This window comes from Qipengyuania triglochinis, assembly GCF_054655615.1.
This window is the reverse complement of sequence record NZ_BAAHND010000002.1, coordinates 898,358-912,830: the sequence shown is the minus strand read 5'-3', so window position 1 is coordinate 912,830 and position 14,473 is coordinate 898,358. Positions and strand designations below refer to the sequence as shown.

General features: G+C 62.2%; 14 protein-coding genes and 1 tRNA gene. 4 read left to right on the top strand and 11 right to left on the bottom strand.

Annotated features, from left to right (window positions below):
* Positions 1–43: 43 nt before the first annotated feature.
* The 5 genes from ACYQ0G_RS10570 to ACYQ0G_RS10550 form a co-directional block, all read right to left on the bottom strand.
* Positions 44–119, bottom strand: a tRNA-Lys gene (locus ACYQ0G_RS10570).
* Positions 120–230: 111 nt separating this feature from the next.
* Entirely contained in the window at positions 231–734 is a 504-nt protein-coding gene (folK, locus tag ACYQ0G_RS10565) for a 2-amino-4-hydroxy-6-hydroxymethyldihydropteridine diphosphokinase (RefSeq protein WP_460102349.1), read from the bottom strand.
* 19 nt (positions 735–753) lie between these two features.
* Complete coding sequence (gene aguB, locus ACYQ0G_RS10560; RefSeq protein ID WP_460102347.1) at positions 754–1,617, bottom strand: N-carbamoylputrescine amidase; 864 nt, start codon at positions 1,615–1,617, stop codon at positions 754–756.
* Positions 1,618–1,628: 11 nt separating this feature from the next.
* Positions 1,629–2,402, bottom strand: coding sequence for an SIMPL domain-containing protein (locus tag ACYQ0G_RS10555; RefSeq protein WP_460102346.1), 774 nt, complete (start codon positions 2,400–2,402; stop codon positions 1,629–1,631).
* An 81-nt stretch (positions 2,403–2,483) separates the two neighbouring features.
* On the bottom strand, positions 2,484–3,320 hold the full coding sequence (locus ACYQ0G_RS10550; RefSeq protein WP_460102344.1) for a class I SAM-dependent methyltransferase: 837 nt from the start codon (positions 3,318–3,320) through the stop codon (positions 2,484–2,486).
* Between the two features lie 103 nt (positions 3,321–3,423).
* Here ACYQ0G_RS10550 and msrA point away from each other — a divergent pair, with 103 nt between their 5' ends.
* Positions 3,424–3,963, top strand: coding sequence for a peptide-methionine (S)-S-oxide reductase MsrA (msrA, locus tag ACYQ0G_RS10545; RefSeq protein ID WP_460102342.1), 540 nt, complete (start codon positions 3,424–3,426; stop codon positions 3,961–3,963).
* A 55-nt stretch (positions 3,964–4,018) separates the two neighbouring features.
* Here msrA and ACYQ0G_RS10540 read toward each other — a convergent pair whose 3' ends face one another.
* On the bottom strand, positions 4,019–4,885 hold the full coding sequence (locus tag ACYQ0G_RS10540) for an OmpA family protein (protein WP_460102340.1): 867 nt from the start codon (positions 4,883–4,885) through the stop codon (positions 4,019–4,021).
* 265 nt (positions 4,886–5,150) lie between these two features.
* Positions 5,151–6,389 (bottom strand): RsmB/NOP family class I SAM-dependent RNA methyltransferase, encoded by a 1,239-nt coding sequence (locus ACYQ0G_RS10535; RefSeq protein WP_460102339.1) that lies wholly within the window; start codon positions 6,387–6,389, stop codon positions 5,151–5,153.
* Between the two features lie 56 nt (positions 6,390–6,445).
* Between ACYQ0G_RS10535 and ACYQ0G_RS10530 the strand changes: the two genes are divergently transcribed.
* Positions 6,446–6,604, top strand: coding sequence for a DUF1674 domain-containing protein (locus ACYQ0G_RS10530; protein WP_460102337.1), 159 nt, complete (start codon positions 6,446–6,448; stop codon positions 6,602–6,604).
* Here ACYQ0G_RS10530 and ACYQ0G_RS10525 read toward each other — a convergent pair.
* The 4 genes from ACYQ0G_RS10525 to ACYQ0G_RS10510 are packed head-to-tail and all read right to left on the bottom strand — an operon-like array spanning position 6,601 to position 12,276.
* Positions 6,601–7,989 carry a cytochrome P450 gene (locus ACYQ0G_RS10525; RefSeq protein ID WP_460102335.1) on the bottom strand — a complete coding sequence of 463 codons (1,389 nt, stop codon included), beginning with the start codon at positions 7,987–7,989 and terminating at the stop codon, positions 6,601–6,603. The genes ACYQ0G_RS10530 and ACYQ0G_RS10525 overlap by 4 nt on opposite strands.
* A gap of 44 nt (positions 7,990–8,033) precedes the next feature.
* Positions 8,034–9,056, bottom strand: a complete 1,023-nt coding sequence (gene hemH / locus ACYQ0G_RS10520; protein WP_460102334.1) for a ferrochelatase — start codon at positions 9,054–9,056, stop codon at positions 8,034–8,036.
* Entirely contained in the window at positions 9,053–11,332 is a 2,280-nt protein-coding gene (locus ACYQ0G_RS10515) for a molybdopterin cofactor-binding domain-containing protein (protein WP_460102331.1), read from the bottom strand. The genes hemH and ACYQ0G_RS10515 overlap by 4 nt, the downstream gene beginning before the upstream one ends.
* The gene (locus ACYQ0G_RS10510; RefSeq protein ID WP_460102330.1) at positions 11,311–12,276 is read right to left on the bottom strand and encodes an Mrp/NBP35 family ATP-binding protein; all 966 of its coding nucleotides are present in this window, start codon (positions 12,274–12,276) and stop codon (positions 11,311–11,313) included. The genes ACYQ0G_RS10515 and ACYQ0G_RS10510 overlap by 22 nt, the downstream gene beginning before the upstream one ends.
* A 117-nt stretch (positions 12,277–12,393) precedes the next feature.
* On the opposite strand from ACYQ0G_RS10510, the gene hflK reads away from it, so the two are divergent.
* Both hflK and hflC read left to right on the top strand, forming a co-directional pair.
* On the top strand, positions 12,394–13,515 hold the full coding sequence (hflK, locus tag ACYQ0G_RS10505; protein ID WP_460102328.1) for a protease modulator HflK: 1,122 nt from the start codon (positions 12,394–12,396) through the stop codon (positions 13,513–13,515).
* A 1-nt stretch (position 13,516) separates the two neighbouring features.
* Positions 13,517–14,350, top strand: coding sequence for a protease modulator HflC (gene hflC, locus ACYQ0G_RS10500; RefSeq protein WP_460102325.1), 834 nt, complete (start codon positions 13,517–13,519; stop codon positions 14,348–14,350).
* The last annotated feature ends 123 nt before the right edge of the window (positions 14,351–14,473 follow it).

Below are 14,473 nucleotides of genomic sequence, written 5' to 3'. Positions count from 1 at the left end.
CCGCCACCTTAGCGCCTGTGCGCCGCGGGTGAAGGAGAAAACGTGGTGAGCCGTGCTGGGTTCGAACCAGCGACCTACTGATTAAAAGTCAGTTGCTCTACCGACTGAGCTAACGGCCCGACCACGCGCGGCTCCCTAAGCAGGTGGCTCCAGCTGGTCAAGCATGGTTTGTCCTGCTTTTTGGGATGGGGGCTTTTAAAGCCGGGACAACGGGCGCCCGGCTGCCCGATTTAGCGGGGCATTACGCCGGGCTTGCTCTGGCGTGCGGCCAGCTGCCTCAGCGTCAGTCCCGTCATGGGATCGCGCCATTGCGAGGCGATCTGCGCCGCCGGACCGACGACGAAATCGCGCTCGCGGAACAGCGGGTGGGGGATGGTGAGATCGGGTGATGCCCAAGCCCCGCCGCTCCACAGGATAATATCGAGATCGAGCGGGCGCGCCCGCCACCGCGCGCCCCTCCGGCGGCGCCCGAAGTCGGCTTCGACCGATTGCAGAACGTCAAGCAGGCGGGGCGGTATCAGACCGGTTTCCACCTCGATGACGGCATTGGCATAGCGCCTGATCGAAGGCCCCACCGGACGGCTGGCGATGATCCGCGACACCGCCGCAATATCGAGCTCCATCTCGGCCAGCCTGTCGATGGCAGCGCGCAGGACCTTCCCCGGCCCGCCCACGCCGGGAACGCGCATGTTCGATCCCAGCGCGACGAGATACCGATGGCGCGGCTCGGCCATCACGCCGCTGATCGCGCCATCAGATATCCTCGGCGATCCGGCCATAGAGCTGCGGGCGGCGATCGCGGAAGAACCCCATTCCGGCCCGATGCTTCGCCGCGCGGTCGAGGTCGAGGGTGGCGATCAGCGCCCCGCTTTCCGAGCCGCCGAATTCCTCGATCAGATCGCCCCATTCGTCGGAAATGAAACTGTGGCCGTAAAAGCTTTGCTGCCGGTCGGCAGGCCCTTCGTGACCGATGCGGTTGGCGGCGCAGACTGGCATGCAGTTCGACACTGCATGGCCGATCATCGCCCGGCGCCACATGCGGCTGGTGTCGAGATCGGCGTCATAGGGTTCCGACCCGATGGCAGTGGGATAGAACAGCACCTCCGCCCCCTTGAGCGCCATGACCCGCGCGCATTCGGGATACCACTGGTCCCAGCAAATGCCGACACCGATGCGCGCACCGAACAGGTCCCACACCTTGAACCCGTCATTGCCGGGGCGGAAATAGTATTTTTCCTCATATCCCGGCCCATCGGGGATGTGGCTCTTGCGATAGGTGCCCATGATCTCGCCATCGGGGCCGACCATCGCCAGCGTGTTGTAGTAATGATGGCCGTCGCGCTCGAAGAAGCTGGTCGGGATGGCCACGCCGAGCTTTTTCGCCAGTTCCTGCATGGCGATCACGCTGGGATGCTCCGCCGTCGGGCGGGCGCGGGCGAACAGCTCCTCCTCCTCGTCGCGGCAGAAATATTCGCCGGCGAAGAGTTCGGGCGGCAGGATCACCTGCGCGCCCTTGCCCGCCGCCTCTTCTACAAGGGCGGATACGGCGGCGATGTTGTCGGCTTCGTCCGCCCGGGCGAGCGGCAGCTGAAGGACGGATACGGTGAGTTCTCTCATGGCGAAGAGCGTTATTTCTCCCGCAGGGCGAAGTCCACCTGGATATAGACCTGGCTGCGCGTCGTGCCGACCATCATGCCGGGCGAACCCTCTTCCGGCCGCGGCGCTGTGCGCACCATCGGCGGCGCAACCGGCGGAGGAGCGACAGACGCGCTTTCGACCATCGCATCGTTCATCGCCTGCGCGCCGCGCAGCCATTGCTGGCCCTGCTGGCCGCCCGCATCGCGGATATAGAGCACGCGGCTGATCTCCATGTCGGCAGCCTCTGCATAGGCCTGCGCCCGGCTCCGCGCGGCCTTGTACGCATCGGCATAGGCGAGATTGGCGACTGTTTCGGGATCGCTCATGGTCAGGCTGGGGCCGGACAGGACATTGGCCCCCGCCTCGGTCACCGCGCTTACCGCCGCGCCCGCACGATCGGGATTGTCCATCGTGACCTCGAAGACGTTGGACGCCTGATACTGTCCCTTCCGATCGCCCCATTCGACCCGGCGGACAGACACGTTCTGCGTCTGGATGTCATCTTCACTCACACCCAGTTCGCGCAAGGCGGCAACGATCTCGGCAATCTTTTCGGCATTTGCCTCGCTCGCCTCGGTGGCGCTGCGCGAGAAGGTTTCGATCCCGGCATTGAACTGCGCGCGGTCGGGTTTGCTTTCGGCCTGGCCACTGGCGCTGACGGATAGCAGCGTTTCCGAGTGCTCGACGCCGCGCACGTCGTCCGCCCGGTTACCGCATGCGGAAAGCGCGAGCGTGGCGGCGGACAGGAATAATACTTTACGCATGAAAAACCCCTGATGAAATACGATAACATCAGGGGTTTCTCATGTTGGAAATTAACTGCTGCTGTCAGCCGTTCTGTTCTCTTACGTCCGCTTGCGGAAGAGCAGCGTCATCCGGTCACTTTCGCCGAGATCCTTCAGCTCTTCCTTCTTGCCGCCCCAGCTTGGCGGCATCTGCCAGACACCGCCTTCGTGATTGGCCGGATCGCGCGGGTTGGCATTGATCTCGCTCATGCCGACCAGATCAAAGCCATGCGCCTCGACCAGCGCGATCACATCGTCCTGCCGCAGGTAACCGTTGCCGCCCAGCGTATAATCGCCCGGCGCATCAGCATTGGCACGATGCTGGACGATGCCCAGCATGCCGTCATCCTTCAGCAAGCTGCGCAAGCGGGTCAGTTCGGTATAAAGCGCGCCCGAGCGAAGAAGGTTGTGCATCTCCCGGAAGATCAGGACCCGGTCGACAGAGCCATTCATTCCTTCTGCCAGATCCTGCGAGCCATGCACTTCGACCGGTGCGCCGGTCAGGCCCCATTGCGGATAGCTTTCGGAGAACTGGCCCGGGAGCTTCCCAAAATATTCGCCGAAGCGACTGGAATCCGCCGCGTCCGGATCGGGTGTCACGCCGATATAGCGGCCATTCGTGCCGAGATAGGGCACGAGCACGCGGGAATACCAGCCGCCGGCAGGCATATAGTCGACCACGGTCATACCGGGTTCGACACCGAAGAAGTCGAGGGTTTCGAACGGGTGACGATACTGATCGCGGGCCCGGTCGTCCGCGCGGTTTTCCTGCGCCAGCGCGGCCATGAGGGCCTGATGCCGGCTATGGCGTTCGGCCATCGGGCCTTCGCTGTGATGATCGGCAACCGCCGGAGCGGCTAGAGCGAGGGCGGCAGCCCCGGCGAGCAGTAGGCGCATAGAAATTCTCCCCATGTGAAACGAATGCTGTCCTCCTGCCCCCGCCCGCAACCGATGACAAGCGTCGGCAGTCTTCCTACATCGTTGGCCAAAGGAGATACGAATGGCTCAGGAACAGATTATCGTGGCCGGCGGGTGCTTCTGGTGCACCGAGGCGGTGATGAAAGACGTGATCGGCGTGACCGAGGTCGAAAGCGGCTACATCGGCGGGGACAAAGCCGATCCGACCTATAAGGAAGTATGCAGCGGAACCACCGGCCATGCCGAGGGCGTGCGCGTCACCTATGACAGCGATCGCATCAGTCTGGAGCAGATCCTCGACGTGTTCATGGGGACCCACGATCCGACCCAGCTCAACCGGCAGGGCAATGACGTAGGCACCCAGTATCGCAGCGCCATCTTTCCGGCGGATGACCAACGGGAAGCTGCCGATGCGGCGATCGCTCGCTGGAACCAAGAGCATCCCGGCCAGGAGGCAGTCACGACGATCGAGAGCGGCGACTGGTATCCGGCAGAGGATTACCATCAGGAATATTGGGAAGGCGAAGGCCAGCGAAACCCATACTGCCAAGCGGTTATTCCGCCCAAGCTGATGAAGCTGAGGAAAAGCTTCCAAAAATATCTCAAGGCAGACGCCGAATAGAAAAAGGGGCGGACATTGCGGTCCGCCCCTTTCCTTTTGGCAGGAGAGAGTGTGCTTAACCTTCCTCGGTCGCCTTGCTGACGAGGATGTTGACCGAAACACGGCGGTTTTGCGCTTTGCCATATGCAGTCGAATTGTCGGCTGCCGGATCAGATTCTGCCATGCCGGTGGGCGTCAGCATGCGCCAAGGCTTCCAGCCGCATTCCTGCTGCAGGAAATTCACCACACGGCTTGCACGGCGTTCGCTGAGAACCTGATTGTAATCCTGGCTGCCATCGGAATCGGTATAGCCCACTACCAAGAGGAGCGCGTTGTTCATCGCTTCTGCGTCAGCCGCGATGGCACAGATTTCCTGGCGGCCTTCGGGCGAGATATTCCATTTGCCGCTATCGAAATAGACGTTCGTCACGCCCTTCACATTATACTGGTCGATATTCGCCATACGGCCGCGCAAGGCTTCGGCAGCAGCGGAGTTGGCATCGATATCGGCGCGGTGTTCGGCAAACTGCTGCTGGGTGGCGCCGCGGATCATCGCGGCTGTTTCAAAGTCGCTGCCCTTGAGCTTGATCTGCTTGGCGACCAGTCCGCCGTCGAACTGCAGCGTTTCCACTTCGACCGGAATGCCGTTCATCAACTGGCTGGTCTGAAGCGTCTTGCTGCCGAGGCCGAGGAAGCCGCCCTTGGCCCTGACTTCCGTGCCATCATCGACGATGATCGTGGAGTTCTGGCCATCTTCCATGGTCACCTGAATGGTGTCGCCGTTTCGAGCCGTGATGATGCCTTCCACTTTGGGGCCATCGGACAGGGCCGAACCGTACACGTCGATATCGGAATCGTCCTGCGCCATGGATGGCGCTGCCATGGGAAGCGTGAACGCGGAAAGCAGCAGGGGAAGAGCCGCGGTTTTCTTCAATGCAGTCATTCAAATTCCTCCGTCTAGGGCCGCCACCCGAAGATACGGGCAACGGCTCATGAACCCGTGACGCAGGTGCCGCCCACGGGTTAGAATACCTCTACTCATCAAGCTTAACGCCCGAAGAGTGCGGGTGCGGTTGCGCCCAATGGAGGGTTGGGTGCTGATCCCGGCCTTGCTCGAAAATGAACAATGGCAAGAATAAGGCAAAGTCGGAGGCAGTTTGGGCTGCCGCTGCGATAAACCGATCCGCCATAGTGACGGATCAGGCGATTCAGGCTTCTTTTCGGCTCATCGAAATGAAGAAACCGTCGAGCCCGCCCACCTCAGGCAGCATGCCAGGATCGGTCCTGACCGTACCGTCCTCCGCTGGCGTGAGAGCGGCGGGAAGTGTCGCGGCATCGATTGGCTCGAGTCGAAGACTATCCGGCAGCGTCTGTTCTTCGCCCTCCGGCCGTTCGAGCGAACATGTCGCATAGATAAGGACGCCCCCCGGCTTTAGCCATGCTGCCGCCTTGGCGATCAGCGCGGACTGCAGTTCAGCCATATCCTCGATCTGGCGCGGTCCGATCCGGTGCAGCACATCGGGATGACGCCGTGCCGTGCCGGTCGCCGTGCAGGGTGCATCCAGCAGGATGGCATCGAACTGATGCTTCGGCTCCCATGACAGCGCGTCTGCACGGACCACACTGGCCTTCAGCCCGGTGCGGGCCAAGTTTTCTTTCAAGAGGCCGAGGCGGCGTTTCGAAATGTCGAGCGCGGTGACTTTCCACCCCTGTGCCGCAAGCTGGAGGGTCTTGCCCCCGGGCGCTGCACACAGATCGAGGACCTGCCGCCCTTCCCCCGCGCCAAGCAGATGTGCCGGCAGCGATGCAGCAAGATCCTGTACCCACCATGCTCCATCGGAAAAGCCGGGCAGCTTTTCGACATTTTCGCCGCGGGCAAGACGCAGGTGTCCCGGCATCAGGCTGTCCGCTGCAAGCTTTGCTTTCCAGACCTCGGTCTGCTCCGGATCCTTCAGCCGCAGATCGAGCGGCGGGGGCACGGCGAGACCCGCGGCAATGGCTGGCGCTCTCTCGCCCCAGCGTGCGGCCACGTCTTCAGGCAATGTTGGCGCGGGAGGCAAGGCAGCCTCCTGTTTGGTCAGCGTCGAGAAAACGCCATGGGCCAATCTGCGCGGACCGCCAGCCAGCAGCGGCAGACAGGTTGCGATGATGGCGTGGGGCGGCGTGTCGAGCCGCAGCCATTGCGCCAGCATCATGCGCAGAACCATGCGCGCCTTCGAATCGGGCGGAAGCGCGGTTTTGGTGGCGCTGTCGATCAGCGTATCGAGATTGACCAGCCAGCGCAGGACCTCGCTGGCGATTGCCCGGGCCAGCGCCCGGTCCTCGAACTTGCGCACGTCTTTCGTTGCGGCTGCAAATGCAAGATCCATGGTGTCGCCCCGCCGCAAAACGGCGTCGAGCAGGCGAAGCGCGGCGCGGCGCGCGTGAATTCCGGAAGGCTGTGCCATTGCCCCGCGCCCTACGCCTACTTGAAACCATGCGCCAGTCCGCGCATCTTGGTTATATGACCAAACGCGCAGACAAGCGGCCCGAGACCTTCGAAAAGCCCGATCACTGGACGAGCGAACCGCCGCCCAAGCCGGAGAAAGGCGAAGTCGACGAGGATCTCAGCCCGACCCGCTATGGCGATTGGGTCAAGGACGGCATCGCGATCGATTTCTAGATCCGTTCGAGGGCGATCCTGAGCCCGTCCTTGGGCTTGGGGATCGGCCATGCCTGCCAGTCGGGCTCCTGCTCCAGCGTCACGCGATAACGCGGCAGCAACTGGGCCAGCAGGATTTTCACCTGCATATAGGCAAAGTGCAGCCCCAGGCACATGTGCGCGCCTCCGCCAAACGGCACCCAGGCATATTTATGACGGGCCTTCACGGCTTCGGCGGTGAAGTGGTTGGGATCGAAGCCCTGGGGATCGGACCAGTGCTCTTCTTCATGGTGCACGAAATTGGCATTGATCCCGACATGCGATCCGGCCGGGATGCGATAGCCACCGAATTCGAACTCCCTCAGGGCGCGGCGCGGGGTCGATGGAACCGGCGGCATTATCCGTAGCGCCTCCTTGAAGGCCATCTCTACCAGTTCTAGCTTGCCCATATCCTCATAAGCTAGGTCGCGCGGCTTGCCGTCCTGACCCATCCCGCCGGTGACGCTTTCGATTTCCTGGCGCAGCTTCTCTTGCCAGTCGGGGTTCTTGGCCAATTGCCAGATCAGCGACGTGGCCGAGCTGGTGATGGTGTCGTGCGCGGCCATCATCAGGAAATTCATATGGTCGACCACCTCGTCGACCGGCATCAGGCTGCCGTCGTCATATTCGGCGGTGGCGAACTGGCTGAACATGTCCTGCCCTCCGCCTTCGGCGCGCCGGCGGTGGGTTTCCTGCGTAAAGAAATCGACCAGGAAAGCGCGCCCGTCGGTCCCGCGTTTCATCTGCGTAAACGGCAGCGGCTTTCTGACCGGGGCGACCGAAGCCTGGACCATGTCGATGAAGGCCGTGTTGATCCTGTCCGCTTCCGGGCCCCATTCGATGCCGATGAAGCTGTCCGCCGCCAGATCGAGCGTGAGCGTCTTGATCGCGGGGTAGAATTCCATCCGCCCGGCGCCCCAGTCCTCCACCTTGCGGGCGATGCCCCGGTTCAGGCTGCCCGAATAATGCCGCATCGGACCGGGCTTGAACGCGATCGAGAGCGCACGGCGATCGGCCCGGTGATGGTCGAAATCCATCAGCATCAGGCCGCGCGGGAACAACTGGTCCAGGATCGGGCCCCAGCCCTGTTCTGACGAGAAGTTCTTTTCGCGATCGAACAGCACCAGTTCGTTGGCGTCCGCGCCGATCATGGCGATGTTCCACCCGCCGAATGCCTTGCTCTTGTAAACCCGCCCGTAGGTATCGACCATGTGCTGCGTGAAAGCGTGCGGGTCCTTCAGCATCTTGAAAGTGTTGCCGACTACCGGCCAGCCACCTTCGCCGGGAATGTGCGCGAGCTGGTCGTCGGTCGGATTGCCTTCGGCCCAGTGGGCCGGGATCGGATTATGTGCTGCTAGAGTGGCCATGGGCAGGACTATGCCTCACCCAACATTAAGTGGCAATTAGCAATCTATATCCATCCTGAGAGCTCGCGCCGAAGCAATGTTTCAAGCATCGCCACGCCAGCATCCGAAGTGTTCAGGCAGGACAGCGCGGCAAATCGTTCACCGCCCGCCTCTAGAAATTGGTCGCGCCCCTGCATGGCAAGCTCCTCGAGTGTCTCGAGGCAGTCCGCCGAAAAACCGGGCGCTGCAATCACCATGCGCGCGGTGCCCTTCCCGGCTTCCTCTGCAATCACCGTATCGGTTGCCGGCTCGAGCCATTTGGCGCGTCCGAAGCGGGACTGGAAAGTCGTGCGAATCCGCATACCGCGCTGCGCAAGCCTGTCCTGCAGGAGGCGGGACGTTTTCTGACAGTGGCAGTGGTAGGGATCGCCCAGATGCAAGGTGCGCTCCGGCATGCCGTGGAAACTCAGCAGCAGCACCTCGGGCACGAAATCCAGACCATCCAGCTGGCGCGTCAGGTCTTCTGCCAGCGCATCGATATAGGCGGGATCGTCGTGATAGGGCGGCAGAGTCCGTAAACTCGGTTGCCAACGCATTTCCCGCAGCTTGTCCGCAGCCTTGTCCACAACCGTTGCCGTCGTGGCTCCGGAGTATTGCGGATAGAGCGGAGCAAGCAGAATGCGCTCGCAACCGGCGTCCATCAGGGCCTGCAGCCGGTCGGGGATTGAGGGCGTACCGTAACGCATCGCCCAGTCTACCGTCACGCCGTCGCCCAGCCGCGCCTGCATCGCTTCGGCCTGCTGCCGCGTGATGACGGCTAGCGGAGAGCCTTCCTCGGTCCAGACTTGCGCATAGGCGTGCGCGCTTTTCTTCGGTCGGGTGTTCAGGATTATCCCGCGCAGGATCGGCTGCCAGGCGATGGGAGGGATCTCGACCACGCGGCGGTCGGACAGGAATTCCGCAAGATACCGCTTTACCGGCCCCGCTTCGGGCGCATCGGGCGTTCCGAGATTGACGACGAGAACACCAACGCCGCCGGAGCGGACAGGCGGATGGTCTTTCGGAAGGTTCTGTTTCTGCCAGGTCATGGGACGAGGGGCAGACGGTAAGAACGCTCTCCCGTCAAGGCGAACAATGCATTGGCTATGGCAGGAGCGGCCACGACAACGCCCAGTTCGCCGGGATCGAATGGCTCGGCATCACTCTCGATAAAATCGATCCGCATGTCAGGAGTATCGGCAAGTCCGGGCAATCTCATCCCGCCAAACGTGCGCGGCACGGGATGACCATTTTCGAATGCAAGCGGCGCGCCCAGCGCCAACCCCATCCCGTAAACAAGCCCGCCCTCGATCTGCTGGCGCGCAATATCGAGATTCACGATGCGGCCGATATCTACCACCGCGCTCAGCTGGCGCACCTTGATCCCGCCTTCCCCTCGCGCGAGATGTGCCACACAGGCAATGTGTCCGGCTGCCGCTTCGCCCGACACCATTCGTACGGCAGCGACCCCTTCACCGGACCCTGGCTGCGCTCCGTCCCATTCGCCCAGCCTCGTTGCCCGGCGCAGAGCTTCCGCCAGCCGAGGCGCGGATCCCAGCATAGCCATTCGATAAAGAAACGGATCGCGTCCTGAAGCCTTAGCGAGTTCATCGATCAGGCATTCGGTGAAAAAAGTGGTGTACCCTTGCGCTCCACCGCGCATGCGGCCGGTGGGCAAGGAAATGGTTGCCGGAACATGCTCGACCGCGATGTGCGGAATTCCATATGGCGGAACCGCGCCTTCGATCGCAAAGGGATCTGCAGCACCCGAACTGTCTCGCCGCGCGGCATCGGGAAGATAATTGCCAAACAGGCGGTGCCCCGTCTCGCGCATCCACGAGGGGGAGGTAATTCGCGCTCTCCATGCCACTGGTTGCCCCTCAGCCCCCAACTTGGCAGCAATTTCAGCCGAAACCGGCGCCCGTGGCGGAACTGCCTGGAAATCCTGCACGCGAGACCAGGTGAGCTGTACAGGCCGCCCTACCTCTGCGGCGATCTGGGCCACTTCGATTGCATGCTGTTTTTCCAGCCGCGCATCGAAGCTACCGCCAGCGGGCATCGGGTAGAGCACGACATCGTAAACCGAAAGGCCCACCGCCTGTGCAGCCGCATCACGAGCCGCAGCGGGCGCCTGTGCCGCCATCCAGAGTTCCAGCCGCCCGCCTGCCAATCGCGCAGTCGCAGACGCGGTTTCAAGCGGGGCATGCGCGGCTGGAGCCACATCGAAACGACGTACAATCGAAGGTTCGCTCAGCATCGCATCAGGATCACCGACGGTCTCGATACGCTGGGCTAGATCCGCGGTCCTACCCGCTGCATCTTCAAGCTGTGCCTCAAGCCTGACCTGTTCGAGCGCGCCCGGCCCGGTGAACTCCGGACGCATCTTCGCCAATGCCTGGTCGGCGATCCACCAGCTTTCGGCGACTGCGGCGAGCCAGCGCTTGGAACGGACAACGGCTACTAACCCCGGCGTGCCGCCGGCAGCTCTCTCGCTGAACCGCAGGAGCTCTGGCAAACCCTCCGGGCCGTGGCGGATCGATGCATAGACCATTCCCGGGAGGCGGATGTCGCCGGCGAACAAATGGCTGCCGTCCACCTTGGAAGGCAGATCGAGCCGCGGATACATTCCCTGTGCATCGGCTTCGCCCGGAATCGGCTGTTCGAATGCAGGCATGGGACGCAGAGGCGCTGGATCGGGTGGATCGAGCCGGGCAGCCTCTTCGACCAGATCGCCAAACGCCATGCGCTGCTCGCCGTGAATGACGAACCCTTCTGCTACCTGGCACTGTTCGGGCTCGACCTCCCACCTATCGGCTGCAGCGCGGGTAAGCATGTCGCGCGCGCTGGCCGCTGCTTCGCGAAGCGGAAGCTCGTATGCGGCAAGGCTGGTGCCGCAGGCCGTGACAGTAAAGTCTTGGCTGCGCGCGAACCGCGCGACCGACCGGTCGCTTTCGGGTAACCAGCCTTTCCACAGCGAAGACCATTCTCGCGCCAGGGGTAGATTGGCGAAGCTGCCGGCGGGCGGCACAGGCTCGATCCCTATCTGGCGCCAGTCTGCACCAAGCTCGACCGCCGCGATCTGGCCGAGCACAGTGCCAACACCTTGGCCCATCTCAAGCTGAGGCTGGGCGATGGTCACGACGCCGTCACGCCCGATGACCAGCCAACCGCCGAAGATTTCCTCAGCCTCGCGCGCAACCAGAGGGCTGGCATATTTCCGTGGCCAATAGTTCCATGCGACCAAAAGGCCGCCTCCCGCCGCTGCCCCGACGAGCAATTTACGGCGCGAAACGGAAAGATCGTTTAGTTTCGTGCGGCCAGCCACGCTTGCAAACTTTTCGCTATCGCAAGGAAGGGCTCGGCAATGGTGCCATCAAGAGCCGCTGGCGGCTCGCCATGATCACTACCCTGACGGATTTCGATGTCGAGCGGGATCCGCCCAAGGAACGGCAGTTCGAGACGTTCGGCCGCGGCTTCTACGTTCCCTGCACCGAAGGGATTGGATACCTCTCCGCAAGAAGGGCACGCATATCCCGACATGTTCTCTACCAGACCAATCACCGGCACACCCGCGCTATCGAACAACTGTCCCGCGCGGGCGGCGTCGATAAGCGCCAGATCCTGCGGGGTCGAGACGAGCACCGCACCGGCAGGCTTGAACTTTTGCACCATGGTCAGCTGAACGTCACCGGTGCCGGGGGGCAGGTCGATAAGCAGGACCTCCGTATCCTTGCTCCAGTGGGCCTCGATAAGCTGACCAAGCGCGCTCCCCGCCATCGGCCCGCGCCATGCCAAGGCCTTCCCCGGTGCTACGAGGTGTCCCATCGATAGATGAGGGACACCAAATTTGCCTTCGATCGGGATCGGCTTGTTGTCGCGTGCTTCCGGCTTCTCGCCCTGTGTTCCGAAAATCACCGGCTGCGACGGACCATAGATATCGGCATCGACCAGTCCGACCTTCACGCCTTTGCGCGCAAGAGCGATGGCAAGGTTCGCAGTGAGGGTGGACTTTCCCACGCCGCCCTTGCCCGAACCGATCGCGATGATGACTGGGCCCTTCCGCTCAGCAGTCATCACCACCCGTACGTCGTTGACATCGGCGCGCCCGGACAATGCCTGTTTTATGGCAGTCTCGATCCGGCCACGCTCCGCTTCGTCCAATTTGCCGGCATCGACGACAAGCGTCGCCCTGCCTTCGTTCAGGACAGAGCCCGTTACGAGAGAGGCTATTTCGGGAGGAAGATCGGCGGAAAAGTCGGTGCGGCTCATGGCTGGCGCTGCTGTAGCATCGAAAAGCGCGCCGCAACCCCTGTTTTTCCGGCCAAGGCTGCTTATAAGACAGATATGAGAATTTTGGACGGGCTTGGACAGAGGATCCGCCTAGCGATGGCTGGCAACAATCCGTGGGGCGGGGGAAGCGATGATTCTTCCGGTTCCGGCAATGGTGATGCACCCAAGGGTGACAAAGGCGGGAGCGACGGACCGCGAAACCCGTGGTTGCCAACCGGTTCGGGTGGCAGCGGCGATGGACGCCGTGGCCCCAATATCGAGGACATCTTCAAGAATCGCGGGCCAGAAGGTCCGCGCCGCAAAGGCGGTGGCGGCGGTCCGGGCGGGCCCGGCTTCAGGATGCCGCAGCGCCCGGGTGGCAAAAGCTGGTTTCCCGTTGCGGTAGTTGCGATCGTGGGCATCGCGCTTCTCGCCACCAGCGCGCATTTGATTGACCCTCAGGAAAAAGCAGTCGTTAAGCGGCTCGGCGATTACAGCCGCACACTCGATTCCGGACTTCAGTTTACCCTGCCCTTTCCGATCGAAACCGTCGATGTCGAGAATGTCGAAGGGGTTCGCCCGATCCGCATTCCGGGCAATGACAATCAAGCCAAGCTGATCCTTACCGGCGACCAGAACCTCGTCGACCTGAGCTATATCGTCCGCTGGAATATTCAGGATCTCCAGCAATACAAATTCCGCGTCGTCGATCCGGAAGAGACGGTAAATGAAGTTGCCGAAGCAGCCATGCGCGCCGCGGTTGCGGAAAAGCAGCTCGACGAGACTTTTTCAGGTCAGGGCCGTGCCGCGATCGAGCTAGACGTCCGCGAGCGTATGCAGGCGACACTCGACCGCTATCAGGCCGGTATTCGCGTACTGGGTGTGGAAATCGAGAAGGCCGATCCGCCCAGCCAGGTGGTCGACGCTTTCCGCGATGTGCAAGTTGCCGAACAGAACGCCGATGCGGCGCGCAACCAGGCACAGGGTTATGCCCAGCAAGTCCTTGCGCAGGCCCAGGGTGAGGCCGAAGCCTTCGACAAGGTCTATGAACAGTACCGCCTTGCTCCTGAAGTTACCCGCCAGCGTCTCTATTATGAGACCATGGAGCGGGTGCTGAGCAATACGGACAAGACCATCGTAGAGGCCCAGGGTGTAACGCCTTATCTCCCGCTCCCGGAAATCCGGCGCCGGGCTCAGCAGCAGCCCGAAACCACTGTAACCGCACCGGGAGGCCAGTAAGATGCAGCGCATTTGGGAAGACCATCGCCTTTCGATCATCGTAGCCGCGGTGGTTCTGATCGGCTTGATGATGAGCCTGTACATTGTGCCCGAAGAAGAGCAGGTCGTCATCGTACGGACCGGTGAACCGCAGGGCATCGTGAACACGCCAGACGGCACAAAGGGCCCTGGCCCGTACCTTCGCGTCCCTTTTCTTGACCGTGTAGTGAGGATCGAGCGCCGGTTGCTAGATCTGGAAATGACCAATGAAGAGGTGCTTTCCAACGATCAGCAGCGCCTCCTGGTGGACGCCTACGCCCGTTTCCGGATCATCGATCCGGTTCGGATGGTGGAACGCGCCGGAACCACCGACGGGGTGCGCTCTGCGCTTGAGCCTATTCTGAACTCGGTTCTGCGCCAGGAGCTCGGTCGCCGGACCTTCCAGGCCATGCTGACGGCGGAACGTGGTTCAGCGTTGCAGAATGCCCGCGCAAACTTGGACAGGCAGGCACGTCAGTATGGCGCGGAAGTGGTAGATGTGCAGATTACCCGCACCGATCTTCCCGAGGCACCATTGCAATCCGCCTTCAGTCGGATGGAATCGGACCGTGAACGCGAAGCGCGGACCATCCGCGCGCAAGGTTCGCGCGATGCGCGGATCATTCGCGCCGAAGCCGATGCCGAGGCCGCGCGGATCTATGCAGAAAGCTTCGGCAAGGATGCCAATTTCTACGACTTTTATCGCGCCATGCAAAGCTACGATGCGACGTTCGCTTCCGAGAACGGAGATGCCGCCAGCAGCATCATCCTTTCACCGGACAACGAATATCTGCAGCAGTTCCGCGGACGCCGTTGACCATTCGTCGATTGAATGGCGGTGACTGCCCCGCTGTTCAACACGCATTCAGCGCCTGGACGCTGACAGTGCGGCGGAACAGCTGAAGCGAGCGCGCTTTATGAAAGCGTGCTCGTTTCGAGC